Origin of the sequence: Actinomarinicola tropica, assembly GCF_009650215.1 — a bacterium.
Lineage (GTDB): Bacteria > Actinomycetota > Acidimicrobiia > Acidimicrobiales > SKKL01 > Actinomarinicola > Actinomarinicola tropica.
Genome location: NZ_CP045851.1, coordinates 3,406,598 through 3,424,672, shown reverse-complemented (window position 1 = coordinate 3,424,672; position 18,075 = coordinate 3,406,598). Strand labels below are relative to the sequence as shown.

Annotated in this window: 16 protein-coding genes, 1 tRNA gene and 2 pseudogenes; 10 read left to right on the top strand and 9 right to left on the bottom strand. The window is 74.4% G+C overall.

Translation table 11 applies throughout. From position 1 onward, the window contains the following. Both GH723_RS16845 and GH723_RS16840 read right to left on the bottom strand, forming a co-directional pair. Window positions 1-1,185 carry an erythromycin esterase family protein gene (locus GH723_RS16845; protein WP_153760733.1) on the bottom strand — a complete coding sequence of 395 codons (1,185 nt, stop codon included), beginning with the start codon at window positions 1,183-1,185 and terminating at the stop codon, window positions 1-3. 53 nt (window positions 1,186-1,238) lie between these two features. Next, window positions 1,239-1,655 (bottom strand): MerR family transcriptional regulator, encoded by a 417-nt coding sequence (locus GH723_RS16840; protein WP_153760732.1) that lies wholly within the window; start codon window positions 1,653-1,655, stop codon window positions 1,239-1,241. A gap of 62 nt (window positions 1,656-1,717) precedes the next feature. On the opposite strand from GH723_RS16840, the gene GH723_RS16835 reads away from it, so the two are divergent. Beyond that, a complete protein-coding gene (locus GH723_RS16835) occupies window positions 1,718-2,329 on the top strand; it encodes an NADPH-dependent FMN reductase (protein WP_153760731.1) in 612 nt (203 codons plus the stop codon). 43 nt (window positions 2,330-2,372) lie between these two features. Here the strand turns inward: GH723_RS16835 and GH723_RS16830 are convergent. Then, a tRNA-Ala gene (locus tag GH723_RS16830) sits at window positions 2,373-2,448 on the bottom strand. A 119-nt stretch (window positions 2,449-2,567) separates the two neighbouring features. On the opposite strand from GH723_RS16830, the gene GH723_RS16825 reads away from it, so the two are divergent. Continuing rightward, the gene (locus GH723_RS16825) at window positions 2,568-3,059 is read left to right on the top strand and encodes a universal stress protein (RefSeq protein ID WP_153760730.1); all 492 of its coding nucleotides are present in this window, start codon (window positions 2,568-2,570) and stop codon (window positions 3,057-3,059) included. On the opposite strand, the gene GH723_RS16820 is transcribed toward GH723_RS16825, so the two are convergent. Beyond that, window positions 3,056-3,610, bottom strand: a complete 555-nt coding sequence (locus tag GH723_RS16820) for an MgtC/SapB family protein (RefSeq protein WP_229022900.1) — start codon at window positions 3,608-3,610, stop codon at window positions 3,056-3,058. The two genes, GH723_RS16825 and GH723_RS16820, sit on opposite strands and share 4 nt — an antisense overlap. Window positions 3,611-3,720: 110 nt before the next feature. Here GH723_RS16820 and GH723_RS16815 point away from each other — a divergent pair. Beyond that, a pseudogene (locus GH723_RS16815) lies at window positions 3,721-4,356 on the top strand (putative PEP-binding protein); the annotation flags it as partial. Window positions 4,357-4,363: 7 nt separating this feature from the next. Here GH723_RS16815 and GH723_RS16810 read toward each other — a convergent pair. The 4 genes and pseudogenes from GH723_RS16810 to acsA all read right to left on the bottom strand — a co-directional run bounded on the left by GH723_RS16810 (window position 4,364) and on the right by acsA (window position 7,708). After that, window positions 4,364-5,365, bottom strand: coding sequence for a zinc-dependent alcohol dehydrogenase family protein (locus GH723_RS16810; RefSeq protein WP_153760728.1), 1,002 nt, complete (start codon window positions 5,363-5,365; stop codon window positions 4,364-4,366). Between the two features lie 14 nt (window positions 5,366-5,379). Next, window positions 5,380-5,625: an acyl carrier protein gene (locus tag GH723_RS16805; protein ID WP_153760727.1), complete on the bottom strand. Its 246-nt coding sequence runs from the start codon at window positions 5,623-5,625 to the stop codon at window positions 5,380-5,382. Continuing rightward, a pseudogene (locus GH723_RS16800) lies at window positions 5,622-5,864 on the bottom strand (2-oxo acid dehydrogenase subunit E2); the annotation flags it as partial. The pseudogene GH723_RS16800 and the gene GH723_RS16805, both read right to left, overlap by 4 nt. 41 nt (window positions 5,865-5,905) lie before the next feature. Continuing rightward, window positions 5,906-7,708 carry an acetate--CoA ligase gene (gene acsA / locus GH723_RS16795; protein WP_153760726.1) on the bottom strand — a complete coding sequence of 601 codons (1,803 nt, stop codon included), beginning with the start codon at window positions 7,706-7,708 and terminating at the stop codon, window positions 5,906-5,908. A 135-nt stretch (window positions 7,709-7,843) separates the two neighbouring features. Here acsA and GH723_RS16790 point away from each other — a divergent pair, with 135 nt between their 5' ends. Both GH723_RS16790 and GH723_RS16785 read left to right on the top strand, forming a co-directional pair. After that, window positions 7,844-8,854: a GNAT family N-acetyltransferase gene (locus GH723_RS16790; protein WP_195210387.1), complete on the top strand. Its 1,011-nt coding sequence runs from the start codon at window positions 7,844-7,846 to the stop codon at window positions 8,852-8,854. Window positions 8,855-8,865: 11 nt separating this feature from the next. Continuing rightward, window positions 8,866-10,938, top strand: a complete 2,073-nt coding sequence (locus GH723_RS16785) for a S9 family peptidase (protein WP_153760724.1) — start codon at window positions 8,866-8,868, stop codon at window positions 10,936-10,938. A gap of 144 nt (window positions 10,939-11,082) precedes the next feature. On the opposite strand, the gene GH723_RS16780 is transcribed toward GH723_RS16785, so the two are convergent. Further along, window positions 11,083-12,243, bottom strand: coding sequence for a citrate/2-methylcitrate synthase (locus tag GH723_RS16780; RefSeq protein ID WP_153760723.1), 1,161 nt, complete (start codon window positions 12,241-12,243; stop codon window positions 11,083-11,085). 99 nt (window positions 12,244-12,342) lie between these two features. Between GH723_RS16780 and GH723_RS16775 the strand changes: the two genes are divergently transcribed. The 5 genes from GH723_RS16775 to GH723_RS16755 all read left to right on the top strand — a co-directional run bounded on the left by GH723_RS16775 (window position 12,343) and on the right by GH723_RS16755 (window position 18,074). After that, complete coding sequence (locus GH723_RS16775) at window positions 12,343-13,704, top strand: citrate synthase (RefSeq protein WP_229022897.1); 1,362 nt, start codon at window positions 12,343-12,345, stop codon at window positions 13,702-13,704. Continuing rightward, window positions 13,701-14,915, top strand: a complete 1,215-nt coding sequence (locus GH723_RS16770; RefSeq protein ID WP_153760722.1) for a winged helix-turn-helix domain-containing protein — start codon at window positions 13,701-13,703, stop codon at window positions 14,913-14,915. Before GH723_RS16775 ends, GH723_RS16770 begins: the two co-directional genes overlap by 4 nt. Window positions 14,916-15,006: 91 nt before the next feature. Further along, entirely contained in the window at window positions 15,007-15,678 is a 672-nt protein-coding gene (locus tag GH723_RS16765; RefSeq protein ID WP_153760721.1) for a mycothiol-dependent nitroreductase Rv2466c family protein, read from the top strand. Between the two features lie 25 nt (window positions 15,679-15,703). Then, window positions 15,704-16,372 carry a nitroreductase family protein gene (locus tag GH723_RS16760; protein WP_153761267.1) on the top strand — a complete coding sequence of 223 codons (669 nt, stop codon included), beginning with the start codon at window positions 15,704-15,706 and terminating at the stop codon, window positions 16,370-16,372. A gap of 31 nt (window positions 16,373-16,403) precedes the next feature. Beyond that, window positions 16,404-18,074 carry a PP2C family protein-serine/threonine phosphatase gene (locus GH723_RS16755; RefSeq protein WP_153760720.1) on the top strand — a complete coding sequence of 557 codons (1,671 nt, stop codon included), beginning with the start codon at window positions 16,404-16,406 and terminating at the stop codon, window positions 18,072-18,074. Window position 18,075: the final 1 nt, after the last annotated feature.

Genomic DNA, 18,075 nt, shown 5'->3' with positions numbered 1-18,075 from the left:
TCAGGCGGGATCGCGGCGAGCGGGCGGCAGCGGGTGCACCGGGCTGATCGTCGGAACGTGGATCAGCGCATCGAAGCTGTCGGGCAGGGACGGGACCTCGAGGTAGTGGGCGCTGTCCCGGGCCGGGTCGTACATGCCCGAGACGATCCGGGTGGACCAGGTGCGGTCGAACGCGGCGGCCGTGGCGGTCCGCGCCACGCCGAGATCGATCGTGCGCTCGCCGCCGGCCGCGACCAGGTGCGACTCCAGGGAACCGACCTGCGGCGCGGGGATGGTGGCGTCCGGGATCCGGCCGCTTCCGAACGTCACGTGGACCGCCGTGTACCGCTCGCCCGGTGCGTCGCGGAGGTGCGACCCGATGCTCGGGCCGGGGGCGGCGGCCACGTGGCTGCTCCCCTCCCACAGCACGATGCGCTCCCCGGTCCTGCGCCGGTGGTCGAGAAGGCGTTGGGCTGCCTGCCGCTCCTCCCGTTCCGCGTCGAATCCCACGCCGATGGCGTTGGCGTGCAACTCGACCACGCCGTCGAGCAGCTCGAGGGCCTTCTGCCGCTCCGGGCCGGCCGGCACGCGCGCCGCCTCGGCGCGCGCCGCGCGTGCCAGTTCGACGAACGGCGTGCCGGGGTGGGTGCCGCGCGCCCGGAGGACGTGCTCCCCGCTGTCGTGCACGACCCGGATGACGTCCAGCAGCTCCTCGACCCGGGCTGCGGCGTTCCGGTCGACCCGTGCGAGCAGGCGGACGATCTCGTCGTTGTCCGCAGGGAGCGCACGGGCGGGCCCGATCCCGATCATCCGGACTGCGGCGTCGGGTGTCGCGAGGTTGTGGGACCGCAGCCGCTCGAGCACCTCCTCCATCTCCCTCGTGCGCCACGGCCCCCATGCCTGGGAGAGGGCGTGCTCGACGTCGACGTCGTCTCCGTGGATGTAGCGGTCGTAGGCCGCGACGACACGAGGGTGGTCCACCAGGGCGATGGTGGCGAAGCCCTCGGCGACGACGCGCATCGTGGTCGTGACGACGGCGTCGAGCACCTCTCGTCCCTCCCGTGTGCTCGTTCCCAGACCGAGGATCGTCGCCTCTCGGCTCAGTTCTGCGATCACCTCGGGGCGGACACCGGCTGGCTGGCGCGCCATCCACGCGGTGAACGCTTCGGTGATCGTCGGTCCTGCTGTCGTGGTCGGTTCCGTCATGCCGCCACGGTCGTCCCTCCACCTATGTTGAAGTCAAGGGCGCCTCCCGCCGGTCATCCGCTCAGCGCGGCACCGAGGTCGCAGAGCCTCTCTCCGGAGGCGAGGGCCTCGAGCCGCTCGCGCAGGTCGTCGACGCGCTGCTGGGCCTCGACGCAGAGCCGATCGGCGACGCGGCCCCACTCCTCTGGACCGGGATCACCTGGCAGGTCGGAGAAGAGCTCGGCGATCTCGCGGACCGTGAGCCCCACGCGCTGGGCGAGCTTGGCCACTTGGATCCGACACACCGCCGAGGGATCGAACCGTCGCTGGTTCCCTGCGGTGCGCACGGCGTGGATGAGCCCGTGCTGCTCGTAGAAGCGGACGGCAGAGGGCGCCACGCCGCTGGCGGCGGCGACCTCGCTGACCGTCGCGCCGTCCGGGGCGATGCCCTCCCTGTGGGGACGGGCCGAGGTTGCGTCGGTGAGTGCCATGCACCGACGCTACGTCGGAGCCCCCTTGACCTCAACATATGTTGAAGCTGCACGCTCCGAGCATGCACACCACGACATCCGTTCCGTCCCACCACCCCGGCCACGGCCCACGCCGCCCGGGGCCGTTCGTCGTCGTGTCCTCCAGCGTTCGCGAGGATCGGGTGAGTCCGAGCATCGCGAAGTGGGTCTGCGCGGCTCTCGTCGCACGCGACGTCGATGTCGACCTCATGGACCTCTCCGACGTCGAGCTGCCCGACGATGCCCTCCTCCAGCCCGGGGGTGGACCCCGTAGCCAGGTCGCGGACCGCATCGACGCCGCAGCGGCGTTCGTGTTCGTCACGCCCGAGTACAACCACTCCTATCCCGCATCGCTGAAGCGCCTGATCGACTGGCACTACCGGGAGTGGATGTTCAAGCCCGCCACGATCGTCTCGTACGGCGCTCACGGGGGCCACGCCGCCGTCGAGCACCTCCGCGGTGTGCTCGCCGAGCTGCACGTCGTCGCGACTCGCCGCACGGTGTCACTCGTCGCACCGTGGGCGAACCTCGATGCCTCAGGCGGCTACACGGCGTCGGACGCATCCGGCCGCGCGCTCGACGGGGCGCTGGCGGAGCTGCGCTGGTGGTCCGAGGTCCTCGGCGAGGCACGTGCCACGCGCCCCATCCCGGCCTGACGGGTGCTCGTCGGGCGACGCCCCGGCGGACGCGACGGGCACCTGGTGGAGGCGATGGGAATCGAACCCACGACCTACGGCTTGCAAAGCCGCCGCTCTGCCAACTGAGCTACGCCCCCGGGCGGCGCCATCGTACGCCCACGGCGATGACCTCCCGACCCGTGCGCCGCCGCGGCCGGGCGCAGTGCCATGCTGAACGGGTCGAACCGCGACGCACCGAGCCCGAGGAAGGCCGAACGTGGACCTCATCCTGATCGCCGATGACCACTCCGAGGCGTCACGCCGAGCGGTGCAGTGGGCCGCCGAGCACCTCCCGCTCGAGGACCGGCGGGTCGTGCTCCTGAACGTCGCCGTCCCCCCGAGCGCGCCGCTGGCGAGCGGCGGCCTCGTCGCCCCCGACGTGATGGTCGTCAGCCCGGTCGACGACCCGGAGGCCACCGACGAGATCCGCGACGAGGCGCTGAAGGCCCTGGCCGAGACCCGCGACGCCGTCGGCCTCCCCGCCCACACCGAGCTGAAGGTGGTGTGGGGCGACCCGGCCACCGAGATCGTCATCGCCGGCAACGAGCTCGACGCCGACCTCGTCGTCATCGGCTCCCGAGGTCGAGGCTTCTTCGGCCGGATGCTCCTCGGCTCGGTCTCGGGCCACGTCGTGCACCACGCGCACCGCGCCGTCGTGGTGGTCCCGCCGCACGAGTCCGACGCCGGCGACCCCGCGGACGCTCCCTAGACCGACGGGTTCCCGCCGTCGTCGGGGCCCTCGTCGACGACGGCGCCGTCCGCCGGTTCCTGGCCCGGGGTCGGTCGTCGTCCCTGATCGGCCTCGATCCACCGGGCCTCGACGCGTCCGACCACCCGCAGCACCACCAGACCGATCACCGTCACGCCGGCGGCGAGGATCGGCACCCCGAGTCCGGCGCCGGCGCCCACCGCGCCGGCGAACCACAGGGACGCCGCGGTCGTCAGCCCCTCGACGGTGGCGTCGCGGTGGCGCACGATCGCCCCGGCGCCGAGGAAGCCCAGCCCGGTGATGACGCCGTGGAGGGTCCGGCTCGGATCGCCGGTGCCGTCGTCGACGTGGATCAACAGGTCGCCGACGCCGACGACCAGAGCGGCACCTGTGGCGACCAGCATGTGGGTGCGTACGCCGGCGGCCTTGTTCGCCATCTCCCGCTCCGCGCCCAGAGCCGCGCCGAGCACCGCGGCCACCGCGACGAGCCCGAGCACGGTCAGCTGGTCCGCTGCGGTGATGTCGAGTCCCGAGACGCTGGTGGCGATCACGGCCGGACCCTACCGAGGCCGACGGGTCGTCAAGCGGGGTCCTTCGGCGCCATGCAGGCGGGTGGGGTGCGGGAGGAGCTCGTGCGCACCGAGCGAGAGGTCGACGCCGGTTCCGTGCCCTGGCCGGCGGCCAGGAGTGGGAGCCGGTCGAGGAGAACCCGATGATCGGGTACCGCGGCTGCTTCCGCTACGTCCGGGACCCGGAGGTCTTCCACACCGAGCTGACCGCGCTGGCCCGCGTCCGGGAGGAGACGCCGAACCTCCACGTGATGATCCCCTTCGTGCGGACGACCTGGGAGCTCGAGGCCTGCCTGGAGGCGATCGACGCCAGCCCGCTCGGCCGTCAGCGCGGCCTGCACCGCTGGGTCATGGCCGAGGTCCCCTCCGTCGTCGACCGGATCCCCGAGTACGCGGCGATGGGCATCGACGGCGTCTCGATCGGGTCGAACGACCTCACCCAGCTCGTCCTCGGCGTCGACCGTGACTCCGAGGTGTGCAGCGAGCTGTTCGACGAGAGCGACGCCGCGGTCCTCGACGCCATCCGGCGGATCATCGAGGCCAGCCGTGAGGCGGGCATCACCTCGTCGCTGTGCGGCCAGGCGCCCTCCAACGACCCCGAGTTCGCCGAGAAGCTCGTCCGCTTCGGGATCACCTCGGTGTCGGTCAACCCCGACGCAGTCGATCGCACCCGGCGGGCGCTGGCGTCGGCCGAGCAGCGGCTCCTCCTCGAGGGGGTCCGTCGCTGACCGCGCCTCAGAGCACCAGCACCGCCGCCCCGGTCACCCGGTCGGCGGCGAGGTCGGCCAGCGCGACGTCGGCGCGGTCGAACCCGTAGGGCACGGCCTCGACCCGGACCTCCGCCTCGGCCGCGAGCGCGAGCAGCGCCTCTCCGTCGGCGCGGGTGTTGGCGGTGACGCTGCGCACGGTCCGCTCCCGGAACAGGTGGCGCTGGTAGTCGAGGACCGGCACGTCGGTCAGGTGGATCCCGGCGATCGCCAACGTCCCGCCGGCGTCGAGCGCCTCCAGCGCCGGCGGCACCAGCGTGCCGACGGGGGCGAAGAGGATCGCCGAGTCCAGCGGCTCGGGGGGAGGGTCGGCCGCGCCGCCGGCCGACGACGCACCGAGCTCGAGCGCGAGGCGACGGGAGTCGGCCGAGCGCGTCATGACGTGCACCCTCGCTCCGAGGTGCCGTGCCACCTGGGCCGTGATGTGCGCCGACGCCCCGAAGCCGTAGAGGCCGAGCACGCCACCCGCGGGGAGGTCGGCCAGCACCAGCGCCCGGTAGCCGATGATGCCGGCGCAGAGGAGCGGCGCAGCGTGCAGGTCGTCGAGGGCGTGGGGGAGCGCGTAGGCGAAGCGCTCGTCGACGACGGCGAACGGCGCGAAGCCGCCGTGGTCGTCCCACCCCGTGAAGCGGGGTGCGACGCAGAGGTTCTCGTCCCCTCGGCGGCAGAAGCGGCACGTGCCGCACGTGCTGCGGAGCCACGCGACGCCGACGCGCTCGCCGACCTGGAACCGGGTGGCGTGCTCGCCCCGGCTCTCGACCACGCCGACGACCTCGTGGCCCGGGACGACGCCGTGTCGTCGCGGGGCGAGGTCCCCTTCCGCGAGGTGCAGGTCGGTGCGGCAGACCCCGCAGGCGTGGACGGCGACGCGCACCTCGTGGGGGGCCGGCTCGGGGACCGCGAGCGTGCGGCGGACGAGCGGCCGCGTCGTCCCGACAGGGCCCGGGCGGTCGACCACCCAGGCCGCCATGGTGCGCCCCGGCATCAGCCTGTGGCGGCGACGAGGTAGGCGACGAGGCCGTCGAGCGACGCCACCCGCGGGTAGTCGCGCTCGGGGATCTCCACCCCGGTGCGCTGGTCGATGGCGACGACCAGGTTGAGGAAGTCCATCGAGTCGAGGTCGAGCTCCTCCTGGAGGGCGCCCGACGAGTCGATCTCGTCGATGTCGGCCTCGGGCGCGATGCCGTGCAGGGCATCGGCCACGGCGGCGAGGGCCTGTTCGGTGTTCACAGCGCCTCCGGTTCCTGGAGTCGGCGGTCGAGGCTGGTGAGGAAGCGCGCCCCTTCGTGGCCGTCGGTCGCTCGGTGGTCGGCCGCGAGGCTGGCCGTGACGACGGGGCGCACGGTCAGCATCCCTCCGACGGCCCACGGGCGCTCGACGATCGCGCCGAACCCGACGAGGGCGACCTGGGTCGGGTAGATGACGCCGAACACGGCGTCGACGCCCTGGTCGCCGAGGTTCGTTACCGTGTCGGCGAACATCTGGACGCGTCGGTCCGTCGTGGTCAGGGTCACCGCGCCACCTCCTGATCCGGGCCGCCGGACTCCAGCGTCGACAGGTCGCCCTCCGAGAGGCCGAGCTCACGCGCCTTCAGGACCCGGCGCATGATCTTGCCGCTCCGGGTGGTCGGCAGGTGCTGGTCGAACGCGAGGGCGCGCGGTGCGACGGCCGGACCCAGCCGCGTCCGGGCGAAGCCGATGAGCTCGAGGCGCAGCTCGTCGCTCGGCTCGAACCCCGCGGCGAGGCTGACGAACGCCTTCACCACCTCGCCGGCCACCGGGTCGGGCACGCCGATGACGCCGGCGTCGGTGACCGCGGGGTGGGCGAGCAGCGCCTGCTCCACCTCGGTCGGGCCGATGAGGTGCCCCGCGGACTTGATGACGTCGTCGGCGCGGCCCGCGAACCAGAACCAGCCGTCGGCGTCGCGCCGGGCCAGGTCACCGGTGCGGTACCAGGGTCCGGCGAAGCACCGGGCGTAGCGCTCGGGCTGGCCGAGGTAGCCGCGGAACATCGACGGCCACCCGGCGCGGAGGGCCAGCTCGCCCTCGCGGTCCGGCTCGGTCACGGTCACCGGCTCGCCGGCGGCGTCGAGCACGACCTCGCCGTGCTCGTCGCGGGCGAGCAGCACCGCCTCGATGCCGGGGAGGGGCCGGCCCATCGAGCCCGGCCGCACCGGCAGGCACCGGTAGTTGGCGACCATGATCCCGCCGGTCTCGGTCTGCCACCAGTTGTCCCGGATCGGGAGGCCGAGCACCTCCTCGCCCCAGAGGACGGCCTCGGGGTGGAGCGGCTCGCCCACGCTCGCGACCAGCCGGAGGGCGGAGAGGTCGCGGCCGGCACGCGGCTCCGGTCCGGCCTTCATGAGCATCCGCACGGCGGTCGGGGCCGTGTACCAGACGTCCACCCGCTCCCGTTCGAGCAGCTCGTACCACCGGCCGGCCTCGAAGTCGCCCTCGTCGATCACGCTCGTCACGCCGTGGACCAGCGGGGCGACGATCCCGTACGACGTCCCCGTCACCCAGCCGGGGTCGGCCGTGCACCAGTAGACGTCGCCCGGCCGCAGGTCGAGGACCATCGACCCGGTGGCGCCGTGGGCGACGACGGCCTCGTGGACGTGCATCGCCCCCTTGGGGAGACCGGTCGTGCCGCTCGTGAAGTGGAGGAGGGCGAGGTCGTCGGGTCGGGTCGGCGGGATCCGGTGGACCGGCTCGGCGGCCCCGACCACCGCGTCCCAGGCCACAGCCCCGGCCGGGACGTCGCCCTCGCCGACGAGGATCACGTGGCGGAGCGACGACAGCTCGTCGCGCATCGGCGCGATCCGGCGCCGGTAGAGGCTCGGCGTCGTCACGAGGACGCGCGCGGCCGCGAGGTCGATGCGCTGGCGGATCGGCTCGGGCCCGAACACCGAGAGGAGCGGCGAGAGCACGGCCCGGTGGCGCAGCGTGCCGATCACCGTCGCGTAGAGCTGGGGCACCCGCCCGAGGAGGGTGACGACCACGTCCCCGGGCTCCACGCCCAGTGCGGCGAGGGCGTTGGCGAACCGTCCGCTCTCCTCGTCGAGCTCGCGGTACGTGATGTCGCGCGCCGTGCCGTCCCTCCCCCGCCAGCGGAGCGCGACGACGTCGCCGCGCCCGTGCTCCACGTGGCGGACGACGGCCTCGTGGGCGATGTTCAGGCCCCGGCCGCCCGGCAGGCCGTCGAGCGTCGCTCGCGCCTGCTCCCAGCTGAACCGCTCGCGCCCCTCGTCGTAGTCGACGAGGTTCGGCGGCGGTCCGCCGTGCACATCTGGTTCGATCTGGCGGATCGTCGACATGGCGCCTCCTCGCCTCCACGGACGATCGAACCGCCGACGGCGCCGGGCCGTCAGGGCCGAACGTCACCGCGCCGGGGCCGGAGGTCGGGTCCCTCGCCCCTGGACCGGGCCGGGCGCGCCCGTCAGGGTGGGGGCGTGGAGCGCGTCGCGGATCTCCCCCACGGTCGGCGCCTGGTCGTCCGGCCCGTGTCCCTCGACGACCTCGACGCGCTCCTCGAGCTCTACCAGCACCTCTCGACCGACGACCTGCACCTGCGCTTCTTCTCCGCGTTCCGGCCGAGCCGTTCGTGGCTGGAGGACTGGATCACCGCGCAGACAGAGCGGGGGCACGGCCTCGTGGCCGAGCTCCACGAGCCCCACGGGCCGTCGCGCATCGTCGGCGACGCGGGCTACGTCCTCCTCGACGACGGCAGCGGCGAGCTCGCGATCACCATCGAACCGAGCTGTCGGGGCTGGCTCGGCCCCTATCTGCTCGACGCCCTGGCGGTCGACGCGGCCGAGCGTGGGGTGCCGACGCTCCAGGCCGAGATCCTCACCGAGAACCGGCGCATGCTGTCGATGGTCCGGTTCCGGGAGTACGCGACGCTCGGCCACGGCGACTGGACGACCGTGCGCGTCGCCATCGCCACGACGCGGGAGACGCCGGTGTGGCTGGGCGCCCACACCCGACCGCGGCTGCTCGTCGAGGCGACGGGCGGCCGCTGGCGTGCCACCGAGCCGGCTCAGGACGCGGGGTACGACGTGGTCGTCTGCCCCGGACCTCGCCCCGGCCGGCGGGGCGCGTGCCCGATGCTCGAGGGGCGACCCTGCCCCCTCGCCGACGACGCCGACGCCATCGTCGTCGCCCTCCCGCTCGACGGTCCCGGTGGCGACCTGGCGCGCGGCCACGAGGCGGCGCAGCGGGGCATCCCGGTGCTCGTCACCGTGGCCCCCGAACCGGGTACCGGCGACCCGCCACCCCTCCCCGAGGGGATCGACCCCGACCGGATCACCACCGAGCGCAACCCGCAGAAGCTCATCGCCATCCTCGACCACCTCACCGCGGGGGCGAGCGTGAGCGATCGGTCGGGGCCGGCGCCCGAACCCGACGTCGTCGTGCCGCCGGCGGTCCCCGGGCCGGCCGAGGCCGCAGGACCCGAGGGCTAGCGTCGGCGCCCATGAGCTTCCCTCGTCGCTACGCGGTCACCCGGCGGTTCACCCTCGGTGCGCCCCGCACCCCGACCGTGGTGTCGGGCGGGCGCAGGGTGCTGTTCCTGCGGTCCGACGCCGGCGACGACCCCGTGCACTCGCTCTGGCTCCTCGACCTCGACTCCGGCGAGGAGCGCCGCCTCATCGACCCTCGCGACCTGGGCGTGGCCGGCGAGGACGACCTGCCGGCCGAGGAGCGGGCCCGTCGGGAGCGGGCGCGGGAGACCGGCGAGGGGGTGGTCGCCTACTCGGTCGACCGCGAGGGTGGCGCGGCGGTGGCCGCGCTCGGCGGCCGCCTCGTCCACGTCGACCTGGCGTCCGGCGAGGTGCGGACGCTCGAGGCCGAGCCCGGCGCCTTCGACCCGCGCATCGATCCCACCGGCACCGTCGTCGCCTACGTCGCCGACGGCTCCCTGCGCGCCGTCGGCCCCGACCACGCCGACCAGCTCGTCATCGGCGAGAGCGACGTCACCTGGGGTGCCGCGGACTTCATCGCCGCCGAGGAGCTGGGCCGGACCCGTGGCCACTGGTGGTCACCGGACGGCACGCGGCTCGTGGTCGAGCGCGTCGACGAGTCGCCCGTCGCCACCTGGTACATCTCCTCGCCCGCCGAGCCGTGGACCGAGCCGCGGCCCGTGCGGTACCCCGCAGCCGGCACCGCCAACGCCGCGTGCAGCCTGGCCGTCGTCGATCTGGACGGTGGGCGCGTCGACGTCGACTGGGACGCCGACGCCCACCCCTACCTGGTCGACGTCTCCTGGTCCGAGGGCGGCCCGCTCCTCGTCACCGTGCTCGACCGGCCCCAGCGGGAGATGCTCGTCCTCTCCGTCGACGCCGACACCGGTGCGACCACGGAGCTGCACCGCCAGACGGATGAGGCGTGGGTCGAGGTCGTGCCCGGCGCGCCGGCGTGGCACGAGGGACGACTCGTCACCGTCGCCGACATCGACGGCGCCCGCCGGGTCGTGGTCGACGGCGAACCGCTCTCGGGCGGCGACGTCCAGGTGCGCTCGGTCGTCGCCGTCGACGACGCGGGCGTGCTCGTCACCTGCTCGTTCGAGGACCCGACCGAGGTGCAGCTCGCGCTCCTCGGGTGGGACGGCGAGCTCGCCGCGCTCACGTCCACCCCCGGGATCCACGGCGCCGCCGCCGGCAACGGGACCCTCGTCGTGAGCCGGGCCTCCATGGACGAGCACGGCTCGGCGATGGTCGTCGTCCCCGACGGCGACGTCGAGGCGGCGGTCACGGTCGCATCCCGGGCCGAGGTCCCCGATCTCGAGGTCGACGTCCGCTTCCTCGAGCTGGGCGACCGGGGGCTGCGCGCCGCGCTCCTCCTGCCGGCCGGCGCCGGCGACGAGCCGCTCCCGGTCCTGCTCGACCCGTACGGCGGCCCGCACGCGCAACGGGTCCTGCGCAGCCGAGGGGCGTTCCTCGTCTCGCAGTGGCTCGCCGACCAGGGCTTCGCCGTGCTCGTCGTCGACGGCCGCGGCACCCCCGGCCGGGGTCCCGCCTGGGAGCGCGCGGTGAAGGGCGACCTCGCGGGCCCGGTGCTCGACGACCAGGTCGAGGCGCTGCGTGCCGCCGCCGAGGTCGAGCCCCGCCTCGACCTGTCGCGCGTCGGCATCCGCGGCTGGTCGTTCGGCGGGTACCTCGCGGCGCTCGCGGTGCTGCGCCGCCCCGACGTGTTCCACGCCGCCGTCGCCGGCGCGCCGGTCACCGACTGGCGCCTCTACGACACCGCGTACACCGAGCGGTACCTCGGCCACCCCGACGAGGAGCCGGCGGCCTACGAGCGCACCGACCTCACGCCGCTCGCCCCGGAGCTCGACCGCCCCCTGCTGCTCGTGCACGGGCTGGCGGACGACAACGTCGTCGTCGCCCACACGCTCCAGCTCTCACGGGCGCTGCTCGAGGCGGGCCGGTCCCACACGGTCCTGCCCCTCTCGGGCGTCACCCACATGACCCCTCAGGAGAAGGTCTCGGAGAACCTGCTCCTCCTCCAGGTCGAGTTCCTCCGCACCGCCCTCGCCGTCCAGCCCTGACCGGCCCGTCCGCATCCCCGCCCTCACGCCGGTTGGGCGCGCTTGGCGTCACATGCGCCGGATGTCGCGCCCAACCCCGCGGGTCGGGCGCTGTTGGCGTCACATGCGCCGGATGTCGCGCCCAACCCCGAGGGCTCCAGGGGCTCAGGGAAGGGGCGCCGGCGCGGGCGGGCCGACGTAGCGGGCGCTCGGGCGGATGATCTTGCCGTCCTCGACCTGCTCGACCACGTGGGCCGCCCAGCCGATGGCGCGGCTGGTGGCGAACGTCGGCGTGAACATCTCCCGGGGCAGGCCGGCCAGCTCCATCACGACCCCGGCGTAGAACTCGACGTTGGCGTACAGCTCTCGCCCCGGCTTCAGCTCGGCGAGGATCTCGACCACCCGCCGCTCGACGACCTCGGCGAAGTCGACCAGGTCCCCACCGAGCTCGGCCGCGGTGCGGTGCATCAGCTCGGAGCGGGGGTCCTGCGTGCGGTACACCGCGTGGCCGAACCCCATCATCTTCTCGCCCGCCTCGACCCGCGGCCGGACCCACTCGTCGACCCGGTCGGGTGATCCGATGGCGTCGAGCGTGTCGAGCGCGCGGGACGGCGCACCTCCGTGCAGCGGGCCCGACAGGGCCCCGATGGCGCCGACGATCGCCGCGCCGACGTCGGCTCCCGTCGAGGCGATCACCCGCGCCGTGAACGTCGACGCGTTGAACCCGTGGTCGATGGTGGCGATCAGGTAGCGCTCGACCGCCCGGGCGTGCTCGGGCTTGGGGGTGGCGCCGCCGATCATCCGCAGGTAGTCGGTGGGCCAGTCGAGCGACGGGTCCGGCGCGAGCACGTCGAGGCCCTGGCCCGCACGCCACAGCCCGGCGGCCAGCGCAGGCATCGCGGCGACCACCCGCATGCCCTGGGCGACGATCGTCTCGCGGTCGAGGTCGATCACCGGCGCGAAGCCCTCGGCCGCCGCGAGGAGCGACACCGCGCTGCGCAGCCCGTCGAGCGGTCCGGCGGCCCCGGCCCGGGCGATGAGCGGCAGGGCGTCGAGGACGACCGGTGGGAGGGGCTCTGCACGGACGGCGGCGACCCGGGCCCGGAACGCCCGCAGCTGTTCGGCACTCGGGAGGTCGCCCTCGACGAACAGGTGCCACACCTCGTCGAGGCTCCGGTGCTCGGCCAGCTCGACAGCGGAGTACTGGCGGTAGTGGTAGAAGCCCTCACGCCCGCGGACGTCGCCGAGGGCGGTGTCGGCAGCGATGACGCCCTTCAGGCCGCGGGGGACCTCGATGGCGGGATCGGAGGTGGGGGTGGCTGACACGGAGGCGATCTCCTTCGTTCTCTTCGCGGTGACGCTCCCAGGGTGGCGACGAGCGAACAGGGTTGTCAACGTTGATCCATATCAATCATGATCGGGTCAATGACCGATGCCGCCGACCCCTCGATGCCGGACCTCGCCGGCCGCGACCTCACCGCTCGCGAGGCGGCCGACCGGCTCGGGGTGAAGGTCGAGACGCTCTACGCCTACGTGAGCCGGGGCATGCTCGACCGCCGGCGCGCCGTCGACGGGCGGACGAGCCTCTTCTCCGCCGCCGACGTCGACCGCCTGGCGCGGCGGCACCGCCGAGCGCCCGACCGCGGCGGGCTCGAGGTCGTCATCGACACCCGCCTGACCGCCATCGAGGACCACCGCCTCCGCTACCGGGGTCGCGACGCCGTCGAGCTGGCGTCGACCCGCCCGTTCGAGTGGGTCGCGGAGTGGCTCTGGCTCGGCGACGACGCCCCGGCGCCCACCGACCTCGGCCCCTGGGCCTCCAGCGTGAAGTCGGCCGACCTCATCGCCGCCGAGGTGGCCGGCCTTCCCGGCTCGGCCACCGCCGGGGACCGCCTGCGCGTCGCCGTCGCGGTGGCCGGCGCCACCCACTCCCTGCGCCACGACCTGCGTCCCACCGGCGTGGCCCACTCCGGCCGGCGCCTCATCGCCACGATGGTCGACGCCCTGCCGCTCCGGTCGACCGATCCCGTCCCGCCGCTCGCCATCCCCGCCGCAACCGACGAGGGTGGCGGCGGCGACGGGGGCGACGACGTGGATGTGCGACCCGACGCCATCGCGGCGCGCCTGTGGCCGCGACTGGGGCCGAGCCGCGCCACGCCGGCCCTCGTCGGCGCGCTGAACGCCGCGCTCGTCCTGCTGGCCGACCACGAGCTCGCGGCGTCCACTCTCGCCGCCCGGGTCGCGGCCTCCACCCGTGCCGACCCCTACGCCGTCGTCTCCTCCGGGCTCGGGGTGCTGAGCGGGTCGTTGCACGGCACCGCGAGCGTCCCGGTGCAGCACCTGTTCGCCCAGGTCGAGCAGGCGGGCGCCGACGACCTCGACAGGGTCGGCGCGGTGGTGTCCGACCACCTTCGCCACCACCGCGTCGTCCCCGGCTTCGGGCATCCGCTCTACCCCGAGGGCGACCCCCGGGCCGTGGCCCTCCTCGACCTCGTGCGCCGCTCGGGTGCCCCCGCAGAGCGGGTGGCCGTCGTCGAGGCGGTCGAGGAGGTCATGGCCGATGGGGCACCCGCGCCGCCGAACGTCGACTTCGGGTTGGCGGCCCTCTGCCACGTCGCCGGGTTCGACGTCGGCGTCGGCGAGGCGATCTTCGCCGTGGCGCGAGCGGCGGGGTGGATCGCCCACGCCATCGAGGAGTACGAGGAGCCGGGCAACCGGTTCCGAGCCCGCGCCCGGTACGTCGGATCGGGCGGCGCGCCGACGACCCGGGCACGGGGCGAGCGATGACCAGCGCACCGACCGCGCGTCGCCTGCGGCTCGACCAGGCGCGCCGTCTCGCCCTGGCCGCGCAGGGCTTCGACCGGCCCCGCCCCACCGGCACCGTCCACGCCGGGCACCTGCGCCGGACGCTCGACCGCATGGGCCTCGTCCAGCTCGACTCGGTCAACGTCGTCACCCGCTCCCACCACCTGCCGTTCTTCTCGCGGCTCGGCGCGTACGACCGCGCTCGCCTCGACGACCTGCTGTGGCGCAGCGGCGAGAACTTCGAGTACATCGGCCACGAGGCCGCGGTGCTGCCCGTCGACCTGCATCCCGCGATGCGCCACCGCATGGCGGGGCCTCGCCGGTGGCGCGACGAGTCGCGGATCGAGGCCCGCCACCCCGGCCTCCTCGACGCCGTCCTCGCCCAGGTGGCGGCGCGGGGGCCGATCACCGCAGCGGAGCTCGAGAACGCCGGGGAGCGGACGGGTTCGTGGTGGGGACACGCGCCAGGCAAGTGGGCGCTCGCCGCGCTGCACGCGGCAGGGCGCGTCGCGGTCGCCGATCGGCGCACCAACTTCGTGATCGCCTTCGACCTGCCGGAGCGGGTGCTCCCGGCGGAGGTGCTCGCCACGCCGACGCCCGACGTGCACGAGGCGACGGTGGTGCTCGTGCGGCGCGCCGTGCGCGCTCTCGGTGTGGGGACGGTGGCCGACGTGGCGGACTACCACCGCCAGCTCCAGGCGCCGGTGCGCGCCGCGCTCGCCGAGCTCGTCGCCGCCGGGGAGGTGGAGCAGGTCGAGGTCGACGGCTGGCGCGATCCGGCGTTCCGCGACCCCGCCCGGCCCATCCCGCGACGCATCGACGCGCGGGCGCTCCTCAGCCCGTTCGACCCCGTCGTGTGGTTCCGGCCCAGAGGCGAGCGGCTGTTCGACTTCCACTACCGCATCGAGATCTACACGCCGGCACCGAAGCGCCGCTTCGGGTACTACGTGCTGCCGTTCCTCCTCGGTGACCGCCTGGTCGGCCGCGTCGACGTGAAGGCCGACCGCGCCCACGGCGTCCTGCGCGTCCACGCCGCGCACCTCGAGCCCGGCGTCGACCGGGGCCCCGTCGTCGAACCGCTCGCCGCGGAGCTCGCGGACCTCGGCGCGTGGCTCGGGTGCCCGGAGGTGGCCGTCTCGCCACGGGGCGAGACCGAGCGCGCGCTCGGTGCGGCGGTCGCGGGCTCGGCGTGACGCGAACGGGGATCGTGCCGCGGCTCGCGGGCGCGACGGGGGCATGATGGGCCCTCGCCCGCGGCCCCGCGGGGACCAGGAGTGGACCGCCATGTACGTCGAGCTCTTCGTCGACCCTGCCTGTCCGTGGTCGTGGATCACGTCCCGCTGGCTGGAGGAGGTGCGCGTCCAGCGCAACGTCGAGGTCCTCTGGAAGTCCTTCAGCGTCCTGTGGGCGGGCAGCCGCGACCTCGACGACGAGGCCCGTGCCGAGTTCGCCGCCGGCGTGCGCGCCCTGCGGGTCGTCGAGGCCGTGCGCGACGCGCACGGCGAGGCCCCGATCGGCGAGCTCCACGCCCGGCTGGGCGTCGGCTTCCACCACGACGGCCACCGCCGCTTCGAGCACCTCTCCGGTGCGCTCGCCGCGTGCGGGCTCCCCGTCGACCTCGCCCGCGCCGCCGACGACCCCACCTGGGACGCCGCGATCGGCGCGTCGATGGACGACGCCCACACCATCGCCGGCGAGGCCGCCGACGTGCCCACCTTCGTCATCGCGATGGACGGTCCGCGCCGGGCGTTCCACGGGCCGGTGTTCTCGCCTGCACCCACGGGCGTGGCGGCCCTGGCGGCCTTCGACGGCATCGCGTCGATCTCCGCGGCGCCGGGCTTCTTCGAGCTCAGCCGCCACCGCGACCGGGCCCCGGTCCTCCCGGCCCGCCCGGACCTGCCCAGCCCCGAGGTCATCGACCTCACGAGCCCCAGGGTCGGTCGTGGCAACGCCTGAGCCCGAGTCCGACCTCCACGTCGTGATGCGCACCACCGCGGCGGTGCGCGAGTTCACCGACGACGCCCTGCCCGACGCCGAGCTCCACGCCATCCTCGACGACGCCCGCTTCGCGCCGAGCGGCGGCAACCGCCAGGGGTGGCACGTCATCGTCGTGCGCGACGCCGCCACCCGCCGGCGACTCCGCGAGCTCTACCAGATCTCCTGGCGCGAGTACGTCGCCCACGTGGCCGAGGGCAAGGTCCCGTTCGCTCCCGGGCCCGACCGGCGCTGGACCGAACCGGCGGTCGACCTCGAGGCCGCACGGGCCACCGAGCGGCCCAACCCCTTCGCCGACCACCTCGACGAGGTGCCGGTGATGCTCGTCGTCGCCGTCGACCTCACGGCGCTCGCGGTCCTCGACAACGGACTCGACCGCCAGAGCATCGTCGGCGGCGGGTCGATCTACCCGTTCTGCCACAACCTCCTCCTCGCCGCCCGCTCGCGGGGCTACGGCGGCGTGCTCACCACCGCCATCTGCCGGGAGGAGGACGCGGTGCGCGACCTGCTCGGCATCCCCGACCCGTTCGCGGTGGCAGGGCTCGTCGCGCTCGGGCGCCCGGTCCGCCAGGTCACCCGGCTGCGGCGGGACCCCGTCGACGCGTTCACCACGGTCGACCGCTTCGACGGCGCGCCGTTCACCCTCAGCGACTGACCGGCCACCCTCCCGGTAGGGTGGCGGTCCGATGACGCGCACGAGCGAGGCTGCCGCGAGCGGCGACGGTCTCCCCGGGTGGATGGCCCACATCGGTGAGGGCACCGAGATGGGACGCCTCGTGCGCGAGCACGACTGGGCCAGCACGCCGCTCGGTCCGCCCACGTCGTGGCCCTCGCCGCTGCGCAACGCCGTGCGCCTCTGCCTCTCCAGCCGCTTCCCGATGATCGTGCTGTGGGGCGAGGAGCTCATCGAGATCTACAACGACGGGTACCGGCCGATCCTCGGGGACAAGCACCCCACGTCGCTCGGCGCCTCCGCCAAGGAGGTGTGGGTGGAGATCTGGGAGGTGCTCGAACCGCTCGCCGACGAGGTGATGGGCAAGGGCGGGTCCACGTGGGACGAGCACGGCCTCCTCGTGATGGAGCGGCACGGCTACCCGGAGGAGGCCTACTTCACCTGGTCCTACAGCCCGATCTTCCTGTCGGACGGCTCGGTCGGGGGGATCTTCGACGTCGTCACCGAGACGACCGCGGAGGTCCTGGCCGAACGTCGCCTGGCCTGCCTCTCGGCGGTGACGACGATGATCCTCGACGCGCCGCGCGTCACCGACGTCGCCGCTGGCGCCATCTCTGCTCTCGCCCGCTGGAACGCCGACATCGTCGACGCCGACGTGTACCTCCGGGTCGGCGACGGCGTGGCGCTGGTCAGCACCACGCGGGCCGACACCGCCTCACCCGTGGACCCCGACCTCGTCCGCCAGGTCAGCGAGGGCGGGCCCGCCCGCGTGATCGGCGGGGACGCTGCCGGTCGGCTGCCCGCCGAGCACGTCATCGTCCGTCTGGGCGAGCCGCACGACGACCTCACCGGCGTCCTCGTCGCCGGCCTCAACCCGCGCCGGGCCTACGACGCCGACTACCGGTCGTTCATCGACCTGGTGGCGAGCGCCATCGGCGCGGCGATCGACGCCGCCTACCGTCGGGCGGTCGAGCTCGACGAGTACCGCCAGATCAGCGACACGCTCCAGGAGGCGATGCTCCGCCCGGCGAGCGACCTGCCGACCGTCGCCGCCCGCTACCTGCCCGCCACCGGTGGGCTGTCCGTCGGTGGCGACTGGTACGACGTCATCGACGTCGGCCCCACCAGCCGGGCGATCGTCGTCGGTGACTGCGTGGGGCACGACCTCGAGGCGGCGACGGCGATGGGCCAGATGCGCTCGGCGACGCGGGCGATGCTCCTCGACGGGTTGGCGCCCGACCAGGTGCTCGAGCGGCTCGACCGCTTCGCGGCCCGCACCGCCCACGCCTTCGCCAGCACCGTCGTCTGCGCCGTCATCGACCGTGAGGCGCACACGCTCACCTACGCCAGCGCGGGCCACCTCCCGCCCCTCCTCGTGGGCACCGACCGCACCCGGTGGCTCGACGAGGTCGGTGGCGTCCCGCTGGCCGTGCACCCGGGTGCGGAGCGCCGGTCGGCCACGACCGAGCTCCAGCGCGGCGACGTCGTCGTCCTCTACACCGACGGTCTGGTCGAGAGGCGCGGCGAGGTGATCGACGCCGGTCTCCAACGGCTGGAGGCGGCGGCGCGCCAGCTGCACGGCGAGCCGGTCAACGCCGTCGCCGACGGCATCCTCCGCCGTGCCCTCTCCGGTGCGGAGCGCTTCGACGACGTCGTCCTCGTCGTCAAGCACCTCGACCACTGAG

Coding starts and splice junctions, on each gene's coding strand:
- acsA (WP_153760726.1), bottom strand. CDS start 7,708: ATGTCGACGATCCGCCAGATCGAACCAGATGTGCACGGCGGACCGCCG.
- GH723_RS16755 (WP_153760720.1), top strand. CDS start 16,404: ATGACGCGCACGAGCGAGGCTGCCGCGAGCGGCGACGGTCTCCCCGGG.
- GH723_RS16775 (WP_229022897.1), top strand. CDS start 12,343: ATGACCGATGCCGCCGACCCCTCGATGCCGGACCTCGCCGGCCGCGAC.
- GH723_RS16760 (WP_153761267.1), top strand. CDS start 15,704: ATGCGCACCACCGCGGCGGTGCGCGAGTTCACCGACGACGCCCTGCCC.
- GH723_RS16840 (WP_153760732.1), bottom strand. CDS start 1,655: ATGGCACTCACCGACGCAACCTCGGCCCGTCCCCACAGGGAGGGCATC.
- GH723_RS16845 (WP_153760733.1), bottom strand. CDS start 1,185: ATGACGGAACCGACCACGACAGCAGGACCGACGATCACCGAAGCGTTC.
- GH723_RS16810 (WP_153760728.1), bottom strand. CDS start 5,365: ATGGCGGCCTGGGTGGTCGACCGCCCGGGCCCTGTCGGGACGACGCGG.
- GH723_RS16765 (WP_153760721.1), top strand. CDS start 15,007: ATGTACGTCGAGCTCTTCGTCGACCCTGCCTGTCCGTGGTCGTGGATC.
- GH723_RS16770 (WP_153760722.1), top strand. CDS start 13,701: ATGACCAGCGCACCGACCGCGCGTCGCCTGCGGCTCGACCAGGCGCGC.
- GH723_RS16835 (WP_153760731.1), top strand. CDS start 1,718: ATGCACACCACGACATCCGTTCCGTCCCACCACCCCGGCCACGGCCCA.
- GH723_RS16785 (WP_153760724.1), top strand. CDS start 8,866: ATGAGCTTCCCTCGTCGCTACGCGGTCACCCGGCGGTTCACCCTCGGT.